The sequence below is a fragment of the Streptomyces sp. CNT372 genome, from assembly GCF_000377145.1.
This window is the reverse complement of sequence record NZ_KB897777.1, coordinates 408,639-431,123: the sequence shown is the minus strand read 5'-3', so window position 1 is coordinate 431,123 and position 22,485 is coordinate 408,639. Positions and strand designations below refer to the sequence as shown.

Here is a 22,485-nt window from a genome sequence, read left to right as displayed (position 1 = left end):
TTGCCCCCACCCGGGTGGGGGCAAGGGCCGCGCTGCTCCTGTGCACAGACATTCGGAGGTCCGTCCGGGCGCAGTAGGCTTCGGCGCGAGAGCCGGAGCCCCTGAACCCATGGGGACACACCTGCCGAGGAGCGCCCCGCATGAGCCTGACCCTGAGGACCATCAGCCGTGAGCAGCATCTGGCGTACATCCAGACCCTGCCCTCGGCGAGCCACTGCCAGGTCCCGGCGTGGGCGGATGTGAAGACCGAGTGGCGCTCGGAGAGCCTGGGCTGGTTCGACAGGAACGGCGAACTCGTCGGCGCGGGCCTGGTCCTGTACCGCCAGCTCCCCAAGGTCAAGCGCTACCTCGCGTACCTCCCCGAGGGCCCGGTCATCAACTGGTACGCCCCCAACCTGGACGAGTGGCTGCAGCCGATGCTGGCCCACCTGAAGAAGCAGGGTGCGTTCTCCGTCAAGATGGGTCCGCCGGTCGTCATCCGCCGGTGGGACGCCCCCGCGATCAAGGCGGGCATCCAGGACCCGGACGTGAAGCGGCTGCGGGACGTCGAGGCGACCCACATCGAGCCGCGCGCCTTCGAAGTGGCCGACCGCCTGCGGAAGATGGGCTGGCAGCAGGGCGAGGACGGCGGCGCCGGCTTCGGTGACGTGCAGCCGCGCTACGTCTACCAGGTGCCGCTGGCCAACCGGTCGCTCGACGACGTCCTCAAGGGCTTCAACCAGTTGTGGCGCCGGAACATCAAGAAGGCGGAGAAGGCCGGCGTCGAGGTCGTCCAGGGCCGTTACGAGGACCTGGAGGAGTGGCAGCGGCTCTACGAGATCACCGCCGAGCGCGACCGCTTCCGCCCCCGCCCGCTCTCGTACTTCCAGCGCATGTGGACCGTCCTCAACAACGAGGACCCCAACCGCATGCGGCTCTACTTCGCCCGCCACAACGGGGTGAACCTGTCGGCGGCCACCATGCTCGTCGTCGGCGGCCATGTCTGGTACTCCTACGGCGCCTCCGACAACATCGGCCGCGAGGTCCGCCCGTCGAACGCCATGCAGTGGCGGATGCTGCGCGACGCCTACGCGATGGGCGCCACGGTGTACGACCTGAGGGGCATCAGCGACTCCCTCGACGAGACGGACCACCTCTTCGGCCTGATCCAGTTCAAGGTCGGCACGGGCGGCGAGGCCGTCGAGTACGTCGGCGAGTGGGACTTCCCGCTCAACAAGCTGCTGCACAAGGCGCTCGACATCTACATGTCGCGGCGCTGACCGTCCGGGGCACTCCCCCCGGACAGCACGCACCACCCGCACCACCATCCGAACTCCGCAGCCACCAGAAAGGGTCCGGGCCTGCCATGGCGCTCTCCCTCTACGTAGACACCGCGCGCTGGCGGGCACACCAGAAGTCGGTGATCGACCAGTTCCCCGGCCTCGTCCCCGTCTGCAAGGGCAACGGATACGGCTTCGGTCACGAGCGGCTGTCCGAGGAGGCGGCCCGCTTCGGCTCCGACATGCTGGCCGTCGGCACGACGTACGAAGCCGCGCGGATCAAGGACTGGTTCGGCGGCGACCTGCTCGTCCTCACCCCGTTCCGCCGGGGCGAGGAGCCGGTGCCGCTGCCGGACCGGGTTGTCCGCTCCGTCTCCTCCGTCGACGGTGTGCACGCCCTCGTCGGCGCCCGGGTGGTCATCGAGTGCATGAGCTCGATGAAGCGCCATGGCGTCGGCGAGCACGAGCTCGGGCAGCTGCACGCCGCCATAGAGGATGTCCGGCTGGAGGGCTTCGCGCTCCACCTGCCGCTGGACCGCACCGACGGCTCGGACGCGGTCGAGGAGGTCATCGCCTGGATGGACCGGCTGCGGGCCGCCCGGCTCCCGCTGCACACCATGTTCGTGAGCCATCTGCGCGCGGACGAACAGGCGCGGCTGCAGCAGCAGTTCCCGCAGACCCGGTTCCGCGCCCGCATCGGCACCCGCCTCTGGCTGGGCGACCACGAGGCAACGGAGTACCGGGGCGCCGTACTGGACGTGACCCATGTGTCCAAGGGCGACCGGTTCGGCTACCGCCAGCAGAAGGCGGCCTCGGACGGCTGGCTGGTCGTCGTGGCGGGCGGGACCTCGCACGGTGTGGGCCTGGAGGCGCCGAAAGCCCTGCACGGCGTGATGCCGCGCGCCAAGGGCGTGGCCCGGGCCGGGCTGGCCACGGTGAACCGCAACCTGTCCCCGTTCGTGTGGGCCGGCAAGCAGCGCTGGTTCGCCGAGCCGCCGCACATGCAGGTGTCGATCCTCTTCGTGCCCGCCGACGCGCAGGAGCCGAAGGTCGGGGACGAGCTCGTCGCCCATCTGCGGCACACCACCACGCAGTTCGACCGCCTGGTGGACCACTGACCGGTGCCGGTGGCACCGCGGGACTCCCCGGCCCCCGGCTGACGCATCGCGCGTCCGCCGGGGGCCGGTCCGTTCAGCCGGCCGGCTGCGGCGCCTTCTCCGCCCCGCTGGCCGGCTCCGCGCCCCGGCCCGCCCGCGGCTCCTCCGCCGCCCCGGCCGCCTCGTCCGGACGCCGCCGCGCCCCGCCGAGGACGAACACGTCCGGGGCGCCGTCGAGGACACCGCCCGCAGGATCGTCGGAGCCGTCCTGGCGGACCACGTCCCGCTCGGGCCGCAGGATGTCCCGCACGATCACGGCGCACAGGTAGAGCGTGCCGAGGAGGTGCAGGGCGATGGCGAGCTGATAGCCCTCGGCCGGCAGCCCCTGCTGCTTCTCACTGGTCGTGTACGCGAGGTACATCCAGATCCCCAGGAAGTACATGACCTCGCACGCCTGCCAGATCAGGAAGTCCCGCCAGCGCGGCCGCGCCAGCACCGCCAGCGGGATCAGCCAGAGCACGTACTGCGGCGAGTAGACCTTGTTGGTCAGGATGAACGCGGCGACCAGGAGGAAGGCGAGCTGCGCGTACCGGGGACGGCGCGGCGCCCGCACGGTCAGCACGCAGAGGGCGACGAAGGCCAGGGCGACCAGCACGAGGGCCGTGTCGTTGACGGTCTCCACGGCGATGCCCTCGCCGGTGCGCTGGGTGATGACCAGCCAGAACGACCCGAAGTCGATCTGGCGCTCCTGGCTGAAGGTGTAGAACTTCTTCCAGCCCTCGGGGGCGAACACCATCACGGGCAGGTTCACGACCAGCCACGCACCGGCCGCCCCCAGGCTCGCCGTGATGAACTCCCGCCACTTCCCGGTGCGCAGGCAGAGCGGAAGCAGCGGGGCCAGCAGGAAGACCGGGTAGAGCTTGGCAGCCGTCGCCAGGCCGATCAGGATGCCGAACGCGAGCGGCCGTCCCCGGGACCACATCAGCATCGCGGCGGCGGCGAGCGCCACGGCGAACAGGTCCCAGTTGATGGTGGCCGTGAGCGCGAAGGCGGGCGCGAGGGCGAGGAGCAGACCGTCCCAGGGGCGGTGCCGCTGGGTGCGGGCGACGCAGGCGGCGATCACCGCCGTGCAGGCCAGTAGCATGCCTGCGTTCACCAGCCAGTAGAGCTGCTCCTGCTGCACCAGGTCGCCGTCGGAGATGCCCAGCCAGAAGCCGACCTCGCTGAACCACGACGCGACCTGCATGAAGAGCCCGGTCAGCACCGGATACTCCAGGTACTGCATGTCGCCGGGCAGCCGGTCGAAGTAGGGGGTCAGGCCCTCGGAGAAGCCCCGCCCCAGGTAGAGGTGGGGGATGTCGGAGTAGCAGGCGTGGGTGTACTGGGAGCTGCTGCCCCGGAACCAGGCCCAGTTGTAGCAGGGCAGCTTCTGCACCATGCCGAGCGCGAACATGCCGATCGCGGTGAGTGCGACGACGGCCACCGGGGTGAGCCGGCCGCCCTGTCCGCCCAGCGCCCTGCTACCGATGGGCCCGCCGATCAGTTCGCTGCCCGCCGCGGCGATCCTGTCGCGCCGGGTGGGGGCGACGACGTCCGTACGGTCGCGGCGCGCGGGCCGGCCGGCGGGGCGGTCCTCGTAGGCGCTCGTCTCTTCTGGGCTGGGCATGGTGCACATCCTGCCGTAAGGGCCTGCGGACACGGCGCGGGCCGCCGCATCCGGCCGGCGGGTGCCGTGGGGTCCGGATGCGGCGGCCCGTGAGCCGCGCGGTGGGTCGGATGCCGTACGCGGTGGTCCGGCACCGGGTGCGGTCAGGCGCCAGGAGGGGTCTGTCGGATCAGGGCCGGGCACCTCCTAGGTTCCGTCGGAGCCTCCGATGAACCCGCCACCGCCGTTGTTCCCGCCGTTGCCGCCGTTGCCGCCGCCACCGTTGCTGTCGGTGCCGCCGCTGTCCGTACCGGGCGGGGGACTCACCGTCGGACCGCCGTTGCTCGCTCCCTCGTCGGTGCCGCCGTTGTTGGCCCCGCCGTTGTTCCCGCCGATGTTCCCGCCACCGTTGTTGCCGGTGCCGGCGGTCGGGTCGCAGGTCCAGTCCTCCCACGGGTTGCAGGACTCGGACGGGGAAGGCGACGTCGACGGCGTCTCGGACGGCTTCTCCGAGGGCGTCTCGGACGGCTTCTCCGAGGGCGTGATACTCGGCGACGGCGCCGGGCTGATCGCGCCACCGCCCCAGACGGCCTCGCCGCCCAGGTCCTCCGGCTCGGGGAACTCGATGACCTTCTCGCCCTTGAGGGCGGCGGACATGTAGTCGTGCCAGATCTCGGAGGGGAACGACGAACCGTGGATCTTGGGCTGGGCACCCGTGCCGAACATGTCCTCGAACTTGCGGTTCTTGTTCTTCTCGTTGTCGTCGAGGCGGAACATGTCGATCGCGGTCGAGAGCTGCGGGGTGTAGCCCACGAACCACGCCTGCTTGTTGCCGTCGGTGGTACCGGTCTTGCCGGCGACGGGGCGGCCCGGGAGCCGGGCGTTCTTGCCGGTGCCCTTCTCGACGACGTCCGTGAGCACATCGGTCACATTGGTGGCGACGGCACGGCTGAAGGCACGCTTGGCGGTGTCCTCGTGCTCGTAGATCTTCTTGCCCTCGAGCAGGACCTTGGTCACCGAGTAGGGGTCGCGCTGCTCGCCCTCGGCGGCGAAGGTGCCGTAGGCGCCCGCCATCCGGATGGCGCTGGGGGTGGAGATGCCCAGGGAGAACGACGGGACGTTGCCCTCCACGAGACTTGACTTCAGCAGGCCCGCGTCGATCGCCGCATCACGGACCTGCGGGATGCCGACGTCCATGCCGAGCTGCACATAGGGCGAGTTGGCGGAGTGGATCATGGCCTTGCGCAGGCTGATGTCGCCGTAGCTGGCGTCGTCGTCGTTGACCTGCTCCCACTCCTTCCCCTCCTCGTTGTGCCAGACACTGCCGTCGTAGTTCTTGATCTTGAGCTTGTTCTTGCCGCTGTAACGGCTCTTGTCCGGGTCCACGATGCGGCGGTCGGCCTGGCTCTGCTCCTCCGCGCCCTCGGGGTCACGGACGCCGTCGCGCATGGCCGCGGCGAGCACGAAGGGCTTGAAGGTCGATCCGACCTGGGCGCCCGTCGCGTCGGCGTTGTTGGTGAAGTGCTTGGTGGCGTCGGTGCCGCCGTAGATCGCGACGATCTTGCCAGTCTCGGGCTCGACCGAGGCGCCGCCGAACTGGACGTGGGTGTCCGTGTCGGGGCGCTTCTCGGGGTCGATGTGCTTGTCCTGGATCTTCTTGATGGTCTTCTCGAGAAGCTGGACCTTCTTCTTGTCGAAGGTCGTGTGGATCTCGAAGCCGCCCTGGGCGAGGTCCTCGGCCGTGTAGCCCTCGGCGTTGTTGACGAAGTTGGCCTTGGCCAGGTCCACGAGGTAGCCGATCTGGCCGCTGAGCTGCGCGTTCTTCTTCGGCGGATCCGGCATGGGGAACGTGGTGAAGGTCGCCCGCTCCTCGGCGGTGAGGTGCTTGTCCTTGACCATCTCGTCGAGGATCCACCGCCAGCGCTTCTCGGCCCGCTCGCGGTTCTTGGCCGCGGAGGCCTCGGGGTCGATCGAGGGGTTGCCCGCCGGGTCGTAGTACGTCGCGCCCTTGAGGAGGGAGGCGAGCACGGCGGACTCACTGGCGTTGAGCTTGTTGGCGTCCTTGCCGTAGTACGTGCGGGCGGCTGCCTGGATGCCGTAGGCGCCCCGCCCGTAGTAGGAGGTGTTGAGGTAACCCTCCATGATCTCGTCCTTCTCCATCTCGTTGTCGATCTTGACGGAGATGAAGAGCTCCTTGAACTTGCGGCTCAGGGTCTGGTCCTGGTTGTCGAGCCGCGCGTTCTTCACGTACTGCTGGGTGATCGTGGATCCGCCCTGGGTCTGCTGCCCGCGGGCCATGTTGAACAGGGCCCGGCCGATACCCATCGGGTCGATGCCGGAGTCTTCCTTGAAGGTCTTGTTCTCGGCCGAGATCACCGCGTTCTGCATCACCAGCGGAATCTGGTCGATGGGGATGATCTGCCGGTTGATCTCCCCACCGGTCGCGGCCATCTGAGAGCCGTCTTTCCAGTAGTAGACGTTGTTCTGGGCCGTCGCGGTCTTGGCGGGATCGGGCACACCGACCATCGCGTAGGCGATCGTCGCCGCCGTCATCATGCTGCCGAAGAGGGCGATGACCAGGCCCGCCGCGAGCTTCCAGGACGGCACCCACCGGCGCCACCCGTCCTTGTCGTGGCGCGGATAGTCGATCATCCGATTCTTGCCCGGACGGCCTGCCGCCGCCCCGGCCGCACCGGCCCGCCTGGCGGCGCGGCCCGCGCCCGCCCCCTCCTCGGTGCGCCGGCGGCCGCCGCGCTGGGCGGCACGACGCGCCTCGGCACGGCCCCCGTAGGGGCGCTCCTCGCCGTGCGAGGCGGTGGGGGAGGCCGGTGCGGCATCCCGGCCTGATGCTCCGCGACGGCCCGGCTGCTGGGCGGCGCGACGGGCCGCGGCGCGTCCGCCACCCTGCGACTGGGGCGGTTTGCGACGGTGCTCGCTCATCGAACGACTACTCCTCGGGCAGGCGAGACGCCTGGAAGCGGCAGGTGAGTTCCGGTCCCCCCGAAATGGATACGGACGAGCTCTGGGTAGAGCTCATCCGCTGCGCATCCACGGCGATGACGCTCGGGGGCGTCACATGGTTCCCGGTGGTCTGCATGCCGCACAGACTACGCACGGTCAAAACCCGCCTAGGGCCGAAGTTCACCCCATTTCCGGCAACTCAGTGACGGTGAATTGACGATGTGACGCCGTTCACGATGACCCCACTTGTCGCAGCAGGCACGCGGCTCTATCGTGCTGATGTATCGAGTCGATACATCAGCACGACACATCGCGGCGAGACAACGGCACGGCACAGCGAAGGAGGCGGCGATGAGCAGGCGCTCGGGCATCCTCGAATTCGCTGTGCTCGGCCTGCTCCGCGAAGCACCGATGCACGGGTACGAGCTGCGCAAGCGGCTCAACACCTCGCTGGGGATCTTCCGGGCCTTCAGCTACGGCACCCTCTATCCCTGCCTCAAGACGCTGGTCGCCAACGGCTGGTTGATCGAGGAGCCGGGAAGCGCACCCGAGGACGCCCTCGCCGCCTCCCTGGCGGGGCGCCGCGCGAAGATCGTCTACCGGTTGACGGCCGAAGGTAAGGAGCACTTCGAGGAGCTGCTCTCCCACACCGGCCCCGACACCTGGGAGGACGAGCACTTCGCGGCCCGTTTCGCCTTCTTCGGCCAGACGGAGCGCGAGGTGCGGATGCGGGTCCTGGAGGGGCGCCGCAGCCGGCTGGAGGAGCGCCTGGAGAAGATGCGGGCCTCTCTCGCCCGCACCCGCGAGCGCCTCGACGACTACACGCTCGAACTACAGCGCCACGGCATGGAGTCCGTGGAGCGCGAAGTGCGCTGGCTGAACGAGCTCATCGAGAGCGAGCGGGCGGGGCGGGATCAGCGACGACCCTCTTCCGAGAGCACCGCTCAGCACGACAACACATCTGGAGCGACGGACGGCCTGCCCCGGCACACGGAGCCCGGACCTTCCGGGGGGACACCCCCCGGCGGCCCTACTCCGCCGGATCCGTCCGACGACACCGCCAAGTGAGGCCCTGCGCTCCGCAGGGTTTCATCCGGAACACCGAGATCACACAGGGAGCAACCGGAATGGGTTCGGTTCGCGTAGCCATCGTCGGCGTGGGCAACTGCGCCGCCTCGCTGGTGCAGGGCGTCGAGTACTACAAGGACGCCGACCCGGCCGGCAAGGTGCCGGGTCTGATGCACGTCCAGTTCGGCGACTACCACGTCCGTGACGTCGAGTTCGTCGCCGCCTTCGACGTGGACGCCAAGAAGGTCGGCCTCGACCTGGCGGACGCCATCGGCGCCAGCGAGAACAACACCATCAAGATCTGCGACGTGCCGTCCACCGGCGTCACCGTGCAGCGCGGCCACACCCTGGACGGCCTGGGCAAGTACTACCGCCAGACCATCGAGGAATCCGCCGAGGAGCCGGTCGACATCGTCCAGGTCCTCAAGGACAAGCAGGTCGACGTCCTGGTCTGCTACCTGCCGGTCGGCTCCGAGGACGCTGCGAAGTTCTACGCGCAGTGCGCCATCGACGCCAAGGTCGGCTTCGTCAACGCCCTCCCGGTCTTCATCGCCGGTACCAAGGAGTGGGCGGACAAGTTCACCGAGGCCGGTGTCCCGATCGTCGGTGACGACATCAAGTCCCAGGTCGGCGCCACCATCACCCACCGCGTGATGGCCAAGCTGTTCGAGGACCGGGGTGTCATCCTGGACCGCACGATGCAGCTCAACGTCGGCGGCAACATGGACTTCAAGAACATGCTCGAGCGCGAGCGCCTGGAGTCCAAGAAGATCTCGAAGACGCAGGCCGTCACCTCGCAGATCCCCGACCGTGAGCTGGGCGAGAAGAACGTCCACATCGGCCCCTCGGACTACGTCGCCTGGCTCGACGACCGCAAGTGGGCGTACGTGCGCCTCGAGGGCCGTGCCTTCGGTGACGTCCCGCTGAACCTGGAGTACAAGCTCGAGGTGTGGGACTCCCCGAACTCGGCGGGTGTCATCATCGACGCCCTGCGCGCCGCGAAGATCGCCAAGGACCGCGGCATCGGCGGCCCGATCCTCTCGGCCTCCTCGTACTTCATGAAGTCCCCGCCGGTGCAGTACTTCGACGACGAGGCTCGTGAGAACGTCGAGAAGTTCATCAAGGGCGAGGTCGAGCGCTGATCGCTGCCCCTGCCATCGAGGAGGGTCCCCGGGTCGCTGCCCCGGGGACCCTCCTCGTATGTGACGCTAGCTCGCATGTCTGCCGTACGTGATCTGCGCGTACTCCTGCGCCTGAGCGGCTTCCGCCGCCTCCTGGCGGTGCGGCTGCTGTCGCAGTCGGCCGACGGCGTCTACCAGGTGGCCCTCGCGACCTACGTGGTGTTCTCCCCGGAGCGGCAGACCTCGCCCGCGGCGATCGCGTCCGCCATGGCAGTCCTGCTGCTGCCCTACTCCCTCGTGGGCCCGTTCGCCGGCGTCCTGCTCGACCGCTGGCGCCGCCGTCAGGTGCTCTTCTACGGCAATGTGCTGCGCGCCGTCCTGGCCTGCGGGACGGCCCTGCTCGTTCTGGCGGCCGCCCCGGACTGGCTCTTCTACGCCTCCGCCCTCTCCGTCACCGCCGTCAACCGCTTCGTACTGGCCGGGCTCTCCGCCGCCCTCCCCCGCGTGGTCGACGAGGAGCGCCTGGTGGTGGCGAACTCGCTCTCGCCGACCGCAGGGACCCTGGCCGCCACGGCCGGCGGTGGTCTGGCCTTCCTGGTGCGGTTCGCCCTCTCGGACTCCGACGCCGTCGTGGTCCTGCTGGGCGCGGCCCTCTACCTCTGTGCTGCCGCCGCCTCCCTGCGCATGGGACGTGAGCTTCTGGGGCCCGACCCGGATCTGGTCCAGCCGCGGCTGTCCAAGGCTCTCGCCTCCACCGCCCGGGGTCTGCTGGACGGCCTGAGGCATCTCCGTTCGCGGCGGCTCGCGGCGGACGCGCTGGCCGCGATGGCGCTGCTCCGCTTCTGCTACGGCGCGCTCACCGTGACGGTCCTGATGCTCTGCCGGTACGCCTGGTCCGACTCCGAAGCGGACGGGCTCGCGCTCCTCGGGCTGGCCGTGGGCATCTCGGGCGCGGGCTTCTTCGCCGCCGCACTGATCTCCCCCTGGGCCATCGGCAGGCTTGGGCAGTACGGCTGGATGGCAGCGGGCTCGGGCGCGGCGGCCGTCCTGGTGCCGGCCCTCGGTCTGCCCTTCGCTCCCGCGCCGATGCTGGCCGCGGCCTTCGTCCTCGGTCTCGTCACCCAGGGCGCCAAGATCGCGACGGACACCGTGGTGCAGACCTCGGTGGACGACGCCTTCCGCGGCCGGGTCTTCTCCCTCTACGACATGCTCTTCAATGTGGCGTTCGTGGGAGCGGCCGGGGTGGCCGCACTGATGCTGCCGCCGGACGGCCGGTCCGCCGCACTGATCACCGCCGTGGCGGTCCTCTATGCGGCAGTGGCGGCAGCGCTCCTGAGACGCCGCCCTGCTCCGGGGTGAGAGCAGAAAGGCGAAGGGGCGGTGTTTCACGTGAAACACCGCCCCTGTTCACTGTCACCTGCTTCCGCACCGGAGGTGTGTTTCACGTGAAACACACCTCCGGTGCGGTGCTCAGCCCTGCGTCGCCCACCACTCCTTGAGCGCTGCGACCGCCGCATCGTGCTCCATCGGGCCGTTCTCCAGCCGCAGATCGAGGAGGAAGGCGTACGCCTTGCCGATGACCGGGCCGGGCCCGACTCCCAGCACCTCCTGAATCTGGTTGCCGTCGAGGTCCGGCCGGATCGCGTCCAGCTCCTCCTGCTCCTGAAGCTGGGCGATGCGCTCCTCCAGGCCGTCGTAGGCCCTGGAGAGCGCCGCCGCCTTCTTCCTGTTCCGGGTCGTGCAGTCGGAGCGGGTCAGCTTGTGGAGCCGTGTCAGCAACGGTCCCGCGTCCCGCACATACCGGCGCACCGCGGAGTCGGTCCACTCGCCGGTGCCGTAACCGTGGAACCGCAGATGCAGCTCGACCAGCCGCGAGACGTCCTTGACCAGCTCGTTCGAGTACTTCAGTGCGGCCATCCGCTTCTTGGTCATCTTGGCGCCGACGACCTCGTGGTGGTGGAAGGAGACCCGCCCGTCCTTCTCGAACCGCCGCGTCCGGGGCTTCCCGATGTCGTGGAGCAGCGCGGCCAGGCGCAGCACGAGATCGGGCCCGTCCTCCTCCAGGTCGATCGCCTGCTCCAGCACGGTGAGTGAGTGCTCGTACACATCCTTGTGACGGTGGTGCTCGTCGCTCTCCAGGCGCAGCGCAGGGAGCTCCGGGAGGACATGCGCGGCGAGGCCGGTCTCGACCAGCAGTGCCAGGCCCTTGCGGGGGTGCGCCGACAGAAGCAGCTTGTTCAGCTCGTCCCGCACCCGCTCTGCCGACACGATCTCGATACGCTCGGCCATGGCGGTCATCGCGGCCACGACCTCGGGAGCCACCTCGAAGTCCAGCTGGGCGGCGAAGCGGGCGGCGCGCAGCATCCGCAGCGGGTCGTCGGAGAACGAGTCCTCGGGGGTGCCGGGAGTGCGCAGGACCCGGGCGGCGAGGTCCTCCAGTCCCTTGTGGGGGTCGATGAACTCCTTCTCCGGGAGGGCCACGGCCATGGCGTTCACGGTGAAGTCACGGCGGACGAGGTCTTCCTCGATGGAGTGGCCGTAGGAGACCTCGGGCTTCCGCGAGGTCCGGTCGTACGCCTCCGAGCGGTAGGTGGTGACCTCGATCTGGAAGCGCTGAGCCTCCTCCCCGGCACCGCTCTCCTTCTGCGCCCCGACCGTGCCGAAGGCGATACCGACGTCCCATACGGAGTCGGCCCAGGGGCGCATGATTTTGAGCACGTCCTCGGGCCGGGCGTCCGTGGTGAAGTCGAGATCGTTCCCGAGCCGCCCGAGAAGCGCGTCGCGTACCGAGCCGCCGACGAGAGCGAGCCGGTGGCCGGCCCCCTCGAAACGGCGGGCCAGGTCGTCGGCGACGGGCGAAACCCGCAGCAGTTCGCTCACGGCGCGGTGTTGCACCTGGCTCAGGGCAGTGGGGCTGTCTTCATTGGCGTTCGGCACAGCAGGAAAGGGTACGTGGCCGCGCCACCACGGGGCGCCTCGGTTTCCAGGACCCCGTCCCGGTTCTCACGCGATCTTGTGGGTCCCTCCGCGGCACTTCGGCACAGCGGGTCTCGTTACCATGCGTGGACGCACGAACGAGAGACCCACAGAACGACCACCAGTAGGCACGACGACGAGGGACGGGCGAGCGCGTGGCCGAGGCGGCAGACTTCCAGGAGATGCACCTTTCTCCTGCACGCCGGTGGCTGCGACGCACAGCCTCCGTGATCGCCGGCGTACCACTCATGGCCGGACTGCTGTACGGGCCGACCGCGACTCCCGCAGCGGCCGCGGAGGACGCCACAGGCACCCGGACCGTCGACGTGTCCCTGGACGCGATGACGCCCGCCGCCCCCGGCGAGAAGGACACCCTCACCGTGTCCGGCACGGTGATCAACCGCAGCAAGCGCACGATCACCGACGCCCATGTCGATCTCCGCGTCGGGCCGAAGCTGTCCGGCCGGACCGCCATCGACCAGGCGTCCGAGCGGACCGGCTTCGACCCGGTGCTCGACGGGCAGAAGATCGACGACAAGTTCGCGGTGGACATCCCGCGGCTGGCGTCCGGCATCAGCCACGACTTCACCCTCTCCGTCCCCCTCGACAAGCTCGACCTCGGCGAGGACGGCGGGGTCTACCCCCTGGGAGTCTCCCTCTCCGGCCGGACTCCGGACTTCGCCTACGACCAGGTCCTCGGCATCGAGCGGACCTTCCTTCCCTGGCAGCCGGAAGCCACCGAGAAGAAGACCCAGCTCACGTATCTCTGGCCGCTGATCTCGTCGACGCACCTCACTTCCGAGACCGGCTCCGACGAACAGCAGACCCCGGTCTTCGAGGACGAGTCCCTGGTCAAGGAGTTGTCCCCGGGCGGGCGCCTGGAGCAGATGGTCACCCTCGGCAGCACACTGCCGGTGACCTGGGTCATCGACCCGGACCTGCTGGCCACCGTGGACGCCATGGCCGAGAAGTACGAGGTCAAGCAGGGCGACACCACCGTGCCCGGCACCAACCGGGACGTGGCCAAGCGCTGGCTGAAGTCGCTGGAGGCCGCCGTACAGGACGACAAGGTGGTCGCCCTGCCGTTCGCCGATCCCGACCTCGCCTCGCTCGCCCACCGCGGCAAGGCCGTCTCCGGCTCGCTCAGCCACCTCCAGCCGGCCACCGAAGTCGCGGCGACGACCGTGGAGACCGTCCTCCATGTGAAGCCCTCGGTGGACTTCGCCTGGCCGGTCGACGGGGCGATCGACTCCTCGATCGTCGATGTCGCGACCTCCGCGGGTGCCCACAACGTCATCGCACGGAGCGACAGCCTCCGGGACAACCTCGCCTACACCCCGACGGCCGCCAGGCCCGTCGGAGGCGGCACGACGGCGGTGGTGGCCGACTCCCGGCTCTCCCAAGCCTTCGAGGGCGATATGACGGGCGCCGGCGCCTCCACCCTGGCCGTGCAGAAGTTCCTCGCCCACTCCCTCACCGTGACGCTGCAGGATCCGGAGAAGCAGCGGAGCATCGTGGTCGCCCCGCAGCGCGTTCCCACGGCGACCCAGGCGCAGTCGATGGCCCGTGCGCTCCAGGCGCTGGAGGCCAAGCGGTGGAGCCAGCCGCTCGACCTGCCGCGCGCGGCAGAGGCCAAGCCGGACGCCGACGCCAACACGGCGGTGCCCCGGGCGGCCGCGTACCCGGCGAAACTGCGGAAGCAGGAGCTGCCGGTCGAGGCGTTCCAGGACATCCGGAGCACCCAGCGGACCCTCGACATGTTCGAGGGCATCCTCACCGAGGCCGACCGGGTGAGGACGCCGTTCGGCCGGGCCGTCGACCGGGAGCTCTCCACGTCCTGGCGGGGCAACCCCGTGGGCGCGGCCGAGTACCGGCAGGGTGTGCGGACCTATCTGCAGGACCTCACGGAAGAGGTCCAGCTCATCCAGAAGTCGGATGTGACCCTGTCGGGCCGCAGCGCGATGATCCCGGTCACCGTGCAGAACCAGCTCGTCCAGGACGTCGACGACCTCGTGCTGCGGCTCCAGTCCCAGAGCCCGACCCGTCTCGGGCTGGACGGCCGGGCGGTCACCGAGCAGCCCGTCCGGGTCGGCGGCGGCCACAGCCAGACGGTGAAGTTCCCGGCCGCGGCCAAGGCGAACGGCCAGGTCCAGATGACCGCGCAGTTGTTCACCAAGGACGGCAAGCCCTACGGCGAGGCCATGACGTTCACGGTGAAGGTCTCGGAGATCACCCCCCAGGTGATGCTGGTGATCGCGGGCGGCGTGCTGCTTCTTGTCCTCGCGGGCATCAGGATGTACACCCAGCGGAAGCGCGCCGCCGCCCTCGAAGCGGCGGCCGCCGAGGCACACACCGAGGCGGACACCGAAGCGGGGAAGGCGCGCGGGGAACCGGCCGGCGCGGATGTCGCTCCCGGCGTCCCGGGCCCGGAACCCGAGCAGCCGAGTGACCCGCGGCCGGACACCCGACCCGAAAGCGGCGACCCGTCGGGCGCCGGTGAGAAAGTGGACCGTTGAGCGATGTCGTGGCCGGTCGGCCGGGGACGATGAGGTGGGGTAGTCATGAACGCGCCGTACGACGGTGACCGCGGCCAGGGCGCGGGCGGAGACTCCGCCGGACGCGACCCGGCGCCGCAGCACCCCACCACGGACCCGTACGCGCAGGACCCCTATGTCCAGGACGCCTACACACCGGATCCGTTCCAGGCCCGGGACCTGTCGGCACAGGACCCGGTGACCGAGGCGCTCTACGACCGCTCGGCGCACCCGCCCCCGCCGCCGGGCACGTACCAGGACCCCCAGGCGCTCTACCAGCAGCCCGCCGCGCCCCCGTACGCCCCCGACCCCCGGGTCTGGGCCCAGACCCCGCCGCCGGAGCCGGCCGGCCCCTCCCGTCATCTCCCGTACGGGGACGACGCCCGGACGACCCAGTTCACCGGCGTGGACGACCTCGTCACCCGCGCCTCCGAGGACAGGCCGGAGCCGGACGCCTTCGCACACCTCTTCCGGGACCAGCAGGCCTCCGGGCAGCCCACGCCCGCCCCCGAGCCCGTGCCGGCCCCGGTGCCGCCGAAGAAGCCTGCCGGGCGCGCCTCCGGGCTGCTGAAGTCCAGCGCCGTGATGGCCGCCGGCACGCTCGTCTCACGGCTGACCGGATTCGTCCGGAGCCTGGTCATCACGGCGGCGCTCGGCGCCGCGCTCCTCGGCGACACCTACACCGTCGCCTACACCCTGCCGACGATGATCTACATCCTCACCGTCGGCGGCGGCCTCAACTCAGTCTTCGTCCCCCAGCTCGTCCGGGCGATGAAGGACGACGAGGACGGCGGCGAGGCCTTCGCCAACCGCCTGCTGACGCTGGTGATGGTCGCCCTGGGCGCCATCGTCCTGCTGGCCGTGTTCGCGGCACCGCTCCTGATCCAGCTCATGTCGGACACGATCGCGAGCGATCCGGCCGCCAACGGCGTCGCGGTCACCTTCGCCCGCTACTGCCTGCCCACGATCTTCTTCATGGGCATTCACGTGGTCATGGGCCAGATCCTCAACGCCCGCGGCAAGTTCGGCGCGATGATGTGGACCCCGGTCCTCAACAACATCGTCATGATCACCACCTTCGGGCTCTTCATCTGGGTGTACGGCACCTCGGCCGAGTCCCAGATGGGTGTGCAGACCATCCCCCCGGACGGTGTCCGGCTCCTCGGTATCGGCACCCTGCTCGGCCTGGTCGTCCAGGCGCTCGCGATGATCCCGTACCTCCGCGAGACCGGCTTCCGCTTCCGTCCCCGCTTCGACTGGAAGGGCCACGGCCTCGGCAAGACGGTGAAGCTGGCGAAGTGGACGGTGCTCTTCGTCCTCGCCAACCAGGCCGGCGTCCTGGTGGTGACCCAGCTGGCCACCGCGGCCGGTGAGGCGTCCGGACGCCAGGGCGCGGGCTTCATCGCCTACACCAACGCCCAGCTCATCTGGGGCATGCCACAGGCCATCATCACGGTCTCCGTCATGGCCGCCCTGCTGCCCCGGCTCTCCCGCGCCGCGCACGACGGCGACCCGGGCGCCGTCCGGGACGACATCTCGCAGGGCCTGCGCAACTCCGCGGTGGCCATCGTGCCCGTCGCGTTCGCCTTCCTCGCCCTCGGTGTCCCGATGTCCATGCTGCTCTTCGCCTCCAGCGGCCAGGAGGCCGCGCAGGGCATGGGCTTCATCCTGATGGCCTTCGGCCTCGGCCTGATCCCCTACTCGGTGCAGTACGTCGTCCTCCGCGGTTTCTACGCCTACGAGGACACCAGGACGCCCTTCTACAACACCGTCATCGTGGCCGCGGTCAACGCGGCGGCATCCGCCCTGTGTTATGCGCTGCTCCCGGCCCGCTGGGCGGTCGTGGGCATGGCCGCCTCCTACGGCCTCGCCTACGCGGTCGGTGTGGGCGTGGCCTGGCGCCGGCTCAGGAAGCGCCTCGACGGGGACCTGGACGGCACCCACGTCCTGCGGACCTACGCACGGCTGTGCCTGGCCTCGGTACCCGCCGCGGTCGCCGCCGGCGCGGTGGCCTTCGGAGTGGTGACGGCGCTCGGCAGCGGGGCCGGGGGTTCGCTCGTCGCTCTCGTGGCCGGTGGAATCGTCCTCCTGGGCGTCTTCTTCGTGGCTGCCAGGAAGATGCGGATCACGGAGCTCAACGCGCTGGTCGGCATGGTGCGCGGACGTCTCGGACGGTAGGACGGAGCGGCCCTGGCACAACCATCGCCCGACGCCGTGTGTCGTGCATAGCGCGGGACTGTGGGCACAATTGGCTTGGCGTTCGACTATGACGCAACGGATGGGGAGGCAGGAACGACGGTGGCGGAACGTAGCACGGCTGCCGTCGACGTGGCCGACAACGGCGGGGACGACTCGCTGACCGCGCGGAAGCGCAAGGCCACGACCGACGGGGCGGCTGAATCCCAGGAGTCTGCGGACAGGACCGCACCGGAAGGGGGCGACGAGGGCGGGGGGACGGCTTCCCCGGTCGCGGCGCCCGAACTGCACAGCGGGCACAAGCTCGCCAACCGCTACCGCCTCGAAGAGTGCGTCACCCGGCTGGACGGTTTCAGCAGTTGGCGCGCGGTCGACGAGAAGCTGCGCCGGGCCGTGGGGGTCCACCTCCTGCCCGCGGAGCACCCGCGGGCCCGGTCCGTCCTCGCCGCCGCCCGCTCCTCCGCCCTGCTGGGCGACCCGCGCTTCGTCCAGGTGCTGGACGCCGTCGAGGAGAACGACCTCGTCTACGTCGTCCATGAGTGGCTCCCGGACGCGGTGGAGCTGACCACCCTCCTCGCCACCGGCCCGCTGGAGGCGCACGACGCCTACCAGCTCGTCGAGCAGGTGTCGTTGGCGATGACCGCGGCACACCGCGAAGGTCTCTCCCATCTGCGCCTGACCCCCGGCGCGGTGCTGCGCACCTCCACCGGCCAGTACCGGATCCGCGGCCTCGCGGTGAACGCCGCCCTGCGCGGCATCACCGACGACCGCCCGCAGCGCACCGACACCGAAGCGATCGGCGCCCTTCTCTACGCGGCACTCACCCAGCGCTGGCCCTACGAGAGCGACGCCTACGGCCTCACGGGCCTGCCCAAGGGGGTCGGTCTGGTCGCCCCCGACCAGGTTCGAGCGGGCGTCCATCGGGGGCTGTCCGAGCTGGCCATGCGCGCCCTCGTCAACGACGGCGCCACGGCCTCCCGCCAGGAGCCGCCGTGCACCACGCCCGACGAGCTGGCCAAGGCCGTGGCGGCGATGCCCCGTATCCGCCCGCCGGAGCCGGTCTTCGCCGCCCCTCCCGAGTACCAGCGGACGGGCTACCAGCCGGGCGCCTACGGCCGCCCGGGCACCACGGCGACCAACGTGGTCCCGTCTGTCGCCGCTCCGCCCCCGCCCTTCCAGAGCAGGACGGGCAAGGCACTGAAGTGGACCGTCTCCGCCCTGCTCATCGCGGCACTGGGCCTGGGGAGCTGGCAGATCGCCGACAGGCTCCTCGAACGAGGCGGGACGGACCGCAATCCGCCTGCCTCGGAGACCACCGGCGAGGAGGGAAACGAGAAGCCGAAGGCTCCGCAGCCCTTCGCGATCCAGGGCGCACAGGAGTACGCACCCGACGGCAAGCCGCAGAACACCGACGCGGTGGGCGCCACCCACGACGGCGACAGCTCGACGTTCTGGCGCACCAAGAGTTACCTGGACGGTCCGGAGTTCGCTCCCTCCATCAAGCAGGGTGTGGGCATCGTCTACGACCTCGGCGCGGAGAAGCCGGTGTCCGGCGGCTCCATAGCGCTGCGGTTCGGGGGCGATCACACGAAGATCAGCCTCTACGCGGTGAACTCCCTGTCCCCGTCGGGTCCCGTCTCCTCGATGGAGCGGATCGCCACCGGGCGGACCAGCGACACGGCGCTCGAGCTGACCGCCGAGAAGCCGGTGAACACCCGGTACGTGCTGCTCTGGATGACGGCGATGCCTCACTCGCCTCAGGATGGATACAGCGATCCCGGGCACAAGCAGGGGATCACGGACGTCTCCTTCACCGGCTGACGGCGTGACGAGGGGAGGGGCTCATTGTTGAACGACCCGGCCCTCGGCGACGCCGACGACCAGGAGCTTCTGGCCCGCCATGTCGCCGGAGACCCCGACGCCTTCGGTGAACTCGTACGGCGCCACCGCGACCGTCTCTGGGCGGTGGCGCTGCGCACCCTGGGAGACAGGGAGGAGGCCGCCGACGCCGTCCAGGACGCGCTTGTCTCGGCCTTCCGCGCGGCCCACACCTTCCAGGGACGGTCGGCGGTCACCACCTGGCTGCACCGCATCACGGTGAACGCCTGCCTGGACCGGGTCCGCAAGGCCGCATCCCGCAAGACCTCCCCGGTGGACGACCCGGAGCGCCTGGAAGAGCTGCTGGAGCCGCAGGAGTCCGCGGAAGCACCGGCGGAGCGGCAGGATCTGCACCGGGAACTCCTGGCCGCGCTGAGCAGGCTTCCCGGCGACCAGCGAGCGGCACTGGTCCTGGTGGACATGCAGGGGTATCCCGTGGCAGAGGCGGCCGAGATCCTCGGTGTGCCGACCGGGACCGTCAAGAGCCGGTGCGCGCGGGGGCGGGCCCGGCTGCTGCCGATGGTCAGCCATCTGCGCGGCTCCGGCGGGGATAACGCCGATCTCTCCGGGGGAGGGAACCGGACGGCGGGGACATCCGTCCCACCGGCGTCGGGAGCGAATGAGCAGGGGCCGAACGGTCCGGCGGCAATGAAGGGTGGAGGTGGACGCGCGTGACTTCCTCGACCGATGCGAATCGGCACCCCGATGTCTCCGAGATCTCCGATCTCACCGAAGGACTGCTCACTCCGTCGCAGTCCGCCGATGTGCGCCGACACCTCTCCGAGTGCGAGCTCTGTGCGGACGTGCATACCTCTCTCGAAGAGATCAGAGGACTCCTCGGGACCCTGCCCGGCCCCAGTCGTATGCCCTCGGACGTCGCGGGCCGTATCGACGCGGCTCTCGCGGCCGAAGCTCTGCTCAGCGCCACCGCTCCGAGGGGCTCCGACGATGTTTCACGTGAAACACCAACCGGTTCCACGGCCTCCGACAGGATCGGTGCGACTCCGGACCGGCCGGCGGGTCACCCCCGTGCCGCTTCCGGACCGGGCCGCAGCAGGCCCCGGCGCCGCCGGCGCGCCGTCGTTCTGAGCGCCGTCCTCGGTGTCGCGGCCGTCGGTGTGAGCGTGCTCCTCACCCAGTCGCTGTCCACCACCACGTCCGGCGAATCGGGCACGGCAAGCGACGCGAGCACCGGCAGGACCGCCGAGGACTTCGCCGGCGCACCGGTTCAGGAGCGGGTGGACTCGCTGCTGGCGGCCGGCGTCACGTCCGCTGAACCGCGCATCGAGAAGATGCCTTCCGCCGAGGCCGAGGCCGTCTCGCCCAGAAGCTCCCCCGGCGACACCCTCCCCGAGTGCGTGCAGCGCGGTACTGGCCGCGCGGAACAGCCGATCGCCTTCGAACGCGGCGATTACGCAGGAGAGGACGCCTATCTCGTCGTCCTCCCCGACCGCGGAGACGACACCCGGGTCACGGCCTATGTCGTGGACGCCGACTGCGTCGGCAGCTCGGACACCCCGACCGGTTCCCTTCTGCTGACCAGGACCTACCCTCGGCAGTGAGCCCCTGCCTGTGCCGCCGCGGCGTCCCGGGAATGCCCGCCCCGTAGGATCCGTTGGGTGGGGTGAGAGCGATGAACCGCCCCCGTAGGCAGTAGGCAGTCCCCAGAGACGAGGAACACATCCGTGAGCGACGTCCGTAACGTGATCATCATCGGCTCCGGGCCCGCGGGCTACACGGCCGCCCTCTACACCGCACGTGCTTCTCTCAAGCCGCTGGTGTTCGAAGGTGCCGTCACCGCCGGTGGCGCACTGATGAACACGACCGATGTGGAGAACTTCCCCGGTTTCCGCGACGGGATCATGGGCCCGGACCTGATGGACAACATGCGCGCCCAGGCCGAGCGCTTCGGTGCCGAACTGGTCCCCGACGACGTCGTCGCGGTCGACCTCACTGGCGAGATCAAGACCGTCACGGACACCGCCGGAACGGTGCACCGCGCCAAGGCCGTCATCGTGACCACCGGCTCCCAGCACCGGAAGCTCGGACTGCCCAACGAGGACGTGCTCTCCGGCCGTGGCGTCTCCTGGTGCGCGACCTGTGACGGCTTCTTCTTCAAGGACCAGGACATCGCCGTGATCGGCGGCGGGGACACCGCGATGGAGGAGGCCACCTTCCTTTCGCGCTTCGCCAAGTCCGTCACCATCGTCCACCGCCGTGACACCCTGCGCGCCTCCAAGGCGATGCAGGAGCGGGCCTTCGCCGACCCCAAGATCTCCTTCGCCTGGGACAGCGAGGTCGCCGAGATCCACGGGGACCAGAAGCTCACCGGGCTGACCCTGCGCAACACCAAGAACGGCGAAACCTCCCCGCTCGCCGTCACGGGCCTGTTCATCGCCGTGGGCCACGACCCACGCACGGAGCTCTTCAAGGGCCAGCTCGACCTGGACTCCGAGGGCTACCTCAAGGTCGACTCCCCGTCGACGCGTACCAACCTCACGGGTGTCTTCGCCGCGGGCGACGTCGTCGACCACACCTACCGTCAGGCGATCACGGCCGCGGGCACCGGCTGCTCCGCCGCCCTGGACGCGGAACGCTTCCTGGCCGCCCTCGCCGACAGCGAGAAGGCCCCCGAGCCGGAGAAGACCCCCGCCGTCTGACCCCCGTACCGCACTCCCACACCCCGCAGAGAAGTGAAGGAGGCCGCCGTGGCCGGCGCCCTGAAGAACGTGACCGACGACACCTTCGAAGAAGATGTCCTGAAGAGCGACAAGCCCGTGCTGGTGGACTTCTGGGCGACCTGGTGCGGCCCGTGCCGTCAGATCGCGCCCTCGCTGGAGGCCATCGCAGCCGAGCACGGCGACAAGATCCAGATCGTCAAGCTCAACATCGACGAGAACCCGGCCACTGCCGCCAAGTACGGCGTGATGTCCATCCCCACCCTCAACGTCTACCAGAACGGCGAGGTGGCCAAGACCATCGTCGGTGCCAAGCCGAAGGCCGCGATCATCCGCGACCTGGAGAGCTTCATCGGCGAGTAGCAGACTGTTTCACATGAAACATCGCTGGGCCCGACACCCCGGAGGGTGTCGGGCCCAGCTGCGTTCCTCCCGTCACAGGGGGCGCAGCGCCGGCTCCTTCTGGACCGCTCCGAGCAAGCGGTCCAGCGCCATCTCCACGTCTTCCTTCCAGGAGAGCGTGGTCCGCAGCTCCAGCCGCAGACGCGGATGCACCGGATGGGGGCGCACCGTCTTGAAGCCCACTGCCAGCAGATGATCCGCCGGCAGCAGGCATCCGGGCTCCTTCCAGCGCGCATCACCGAACGCCTCGATCGCGCGGAATCCCCTGCGGAGCAGATCCTTCGCCACGGTCTGCACGATCACCCTCCCCAGACCCTGGCCCTGATAGCCGGGCATGACCCAGGCGGTCATCAGCTGAACGGCGTCGGGCGAGACCGGGCTCGTCGGAAAGGCCGTCGAACGGGGAACGTACGCGGGCGGGGCATAGAGAACGAAGCCGACCGGGGTGTCGTCGACATAGACCACGCGGCCGCAGGAGCCCCACTCGAGAAGAACCGCCGAGATCCATGCCTCCTTCTCGAGCTGGGGAGTTCCGGCCTCTACCGCGGCTTCCCCGCTGACCGGGTCGAGCTCCCAGAAGACACACGAACGACAGCGCGCGGGAAGGTCCGCGAGGTTGTCCAGTGTGAGTGGTACGAGCCGACGCCCCATGAAGGCTGTTCCTCACCTC

General features: G+C 69.8%; 16 protein-coding genes. 12 read left to right on the top strand and 4 right to left on the bottom strand.

Going from position 1 to position 22,485, the window contains the following annotated elements:
* Positions 1-140 precede the first annotated feature (140 nt).
* Positions 141-1,259, top strand: coding sequence for a peptidoglycan bridge formation glycyltransferase FemA/FemB family protein (locus tag C593_RS0104485; protein ID WP_018846117.1), 1,119 nt, complete (start codon positions 141-143; stop codon positions 1,257-1,259).
* Positions 1,260-1,345: 86 nt separating this feature from the next.
* Positions 1,346-2,377 (top strand): alanine racemase, encoded by a 1,032-nt coding sequence (locus C593_RS0104480; RefSeq protein ID WP_018846116.1) that lies wholly within the window; start codon positions 1,346-1,348, stop codon positions 2,375-2,377.
* A gap of 73 nt (positions 2,378-2,450) precedes the next feature.
* Here the strand turns inward: C593_RS0104480 and C593_RS0104475 are convergent, their stop codons facing one another.
* Both C593_RS0104475 and C593_RS0104470 read right to left on the bottom strand, forming a co-directional pair.
* Positions 2,451-4,022: a glycosyltransferase 87 family protein gene (locus C593_RS0104475; protein ID WP_018846115.1), complete on the bottom strand. Its 1,572-nt coding sequence runs from the start codon at positions 4,020-4,022 to the stop codon at positions 2,451-2,453.
* A gap of 186 nt (positions 4,023-4,208) precedes the next feature.
* Positions 4,209-6,941 (bottom strand): transglycosylase domain-containing protein, encoded by a 2,733-nt coding sequence (locus C593_RS0104470; RefSeq protein ID WP_026277342.1) that lies wholly within the window; start codon positions 6,939-6,941, stop codon positions 4,209-4,211.
* Between the two features lie 372 nt (positions 6,942-7,313).
* Between C593_RS0104470 and C593_RS0104460 the strand changes: the two genes are divergently transcribed.
* From C593_RS0104460 to C593_RS0104450, 3 genes are all read left to right on the top strand, one after another.
* On the top strand, positions 7,314-8,030 hold the full coding sequence (locus C593_RS0104460; protein WP_018846112.1) for a helix-turn-helix transcriptional regulator: 717 nt from the start codon (positions 7,314-7,316) through the stop codon (positions 8,028-8,030).
* A gap of 59 nt (positions 8,031-8,089) precedes the next feature.
* Positions 8,090-9,172 (top strand): inositol-3-phosphate synthase, encoded by a 1,083-nt coding sequence (locus C593_RS0104455; protein ID WP_018846111.1) that lies wholly within the window; start codon positions 8,090-8,092, stop codon positions 9,170-9,172.
* 75 nt (positions 9,173-9,247) lie between these two features.
* Positions 9,248-10,510: an MFS transporter gene (locus C593_RS0104450; protein ID WP_018846110.1), complete on the top strand. Its 1,263-nt coding sequence runs from the start codon at positions 9,248-9,250 to the stop codon at positions 10,508-10,510.
* Between the two features lie 111 nt (positions 10,511-10,621).
* Here C593_RS0104450 and C593_RS0104445 read toward each other — a convergent pair whose 3' ends face one another.
* Positions 10,622-12,088 (bottom strand): CCA tRNA nucleotidyltransferase, encoded by a 1,467-nt coding sequence (locus tag C593_RS0104445; RefSeq protein WP_078521170.1) that lies wholly within the window; start codon positions 12,086-12,088, stop codon positions 10,622-10,624.
* 194 nt (positions 12,089-12,282) lie between these two features.
* On the opposite strand from C593_RS0104445, the gene C593_RS0104440 reads away from it, so the two are divergent.
* From C593_RS0104440 to trxA, 7 genes are all read left to right on the top strand, one after another.
* Complete coding sequence (locus tag C593_RS0104440) at positions 12,283-14,643, top strand: DUF6049 family protein (protein ID WP_026277341.1); 2,361 nt, start codon at positions 12,283-12,285, stop codon at positions 14,641-14,643.
* A 45-nt stretch (positions 14,644-14,688) separates the two neighbouring features.
* On the top strand, positions 14,689-16,839 hold the full coding sequence (gene murJ / locus C593_RS0104435) for a murein biosynthesis integral membrane protein MurJ (RefSeq protein WP_018846107.1): 2,151 nt from the start codon (positions 14,689-14,691) through the stop codon (positions 16,837-16,839).
* Between the two features lie 120 nt (positions 16,840-16,959).
* Positions 16,960-18,678 carry a protein kinase family protein gene (locus C593_RS0104430; protein WP_018846106.1) on the top strand — a complete coding sequence of 573 codons (1,719 nt, stop codon included), beginning with the start codon at positions 16,960-16,962 and terminating at the stop codon, positions 18,676-18,678.
* A gap of 27 nt (positions 18,679-18,705) precedes the next feature.
* On the top strand, positions 18,706-19,410 hold the full coding sequence (gene sigM / locus C593_RS0104425) for an RNA polymerase sigma factor SigM (RefSeq protein ID WP_018846105.1): 705 nt from the start codon (positions 18,706-18,708) through the stop codon (positions 19,408-19,410).
* Complete coding sequence (locus C593_RS0104420) at positions 19,407-20,297, top strand: hypothetical protein (protein ID WP_026277340.1); 891 nt, start codon at positions 19,407-19,409, stop codon at positions 20,295-20,297. The genes sigM and C593_RS0104420 overlap by 4 nt, the downstream gene beginning before the upstream one ends.
* Before the next feature lie 123 nt (positions 20,298-20,420).
* Positions 20,421-21,395 carry a thioredoxin-disulfide reductase gene (trxB, locus tag C593_RS0104415; protein WP_018846103.1) on the top strand — a complete coding sequence of 325 codons (975 nt, stop codon included), beginning with the start codon at positions 20,421-20,423 and terminating at the stop codon, positions 21,393-21,395.
* Between the two features lie 48 nt (positions 21,396-21,443).
* Positions 21,444-21,776, top strand: a complete 333-nt coding sequence (gene trxA, locus C593_RS0104410) for a thioredoxin (RefSeq protein ID WP_018846102.1) — start codon at positions 21,444-21,446, stop codon at positions 21,774-21,776.
* A 72-nt stretch (positions 21,777-21,848) separates the two neighbouring features.
* On the opposite strand, the gene C593_RS0104405 is transcribed toward trxA, so the two are convergent.
* Positions 21,849-22,466: a GNAT family N-acetyltransferase gene (locus C593_RS0104405; RefSeq protein ID WP_018846101.1), complete on the bottom strand. Its 618-nt coding sequence runs from the start codon at positions 22,464-22,466 to the stop codon at positions 21,849-21,851.
* Positions 22,467-22,485 lie beyond the last annotated feature (19 nt).

Coding starts and splice junctions, on each gene's coding strand:
- C593_RS0104450 (WP_018846110.1), top strand. CDS start 9,248: ATGTCTGCCGTACGTGATCTGCGCGTACTCCTGCGCCTGAGCGGCTTC.
- C593_RS0104405 (WP_018846101.1), bottom strand. CDS start 22,466: ATGGGGCGTCGGCTCGTACCACTCACACTGGACAACCTCGCGGACCTT.
- C593_RS0104480 (WP_018846116.1), top strand. CDS start 1,346: ATGGCGCTCTCCCTCTACGTAGACACCGCGCGCTGGCGGGCACACCAG.
- C593_RS0104475 (WP_018846115.1), bottom strand. CDS start 4,022: ATGCCCAGCCCAGAAGAGACGAGCGCCTACGAGGACCGCCCCGCCGGC.
- C593_RS0104455 (WP_018846111.1), top strand. CDS start 8,090: ATGGGTTCGGTTCGCGTAGCCATCGTCGGCGTGGGCAACTGCGCCGCC.
- C593_RS0104470 (WP_026277342.1), bottom strand. CDS start 6,941: ATGAGCGAGCACCGTCGCAAACCGCCCCAGTCGCAGGGTGGCGGACGC.
- C593_RS0104460 (WP_018846112.1), top strand. CDS start 7,314: ATGAGCAGGCGCTCGGGCATCCTCGAATTCGCTGTGCTCGGCCTGCTC.
- murJ (WP_018846107.1), top strand. CDS start 14,689: ATGAACGCGCCGTACGACGGTGACCGCGGCCAGGGCGCGGGCGGAGAC.
- C593_RS0104485 (WP_018846117.1), top strand. CDS start 141: ATGAGCCTGACCCTGAGGACCATCAGCCGTGAGCAGCATCTGGCGTAC.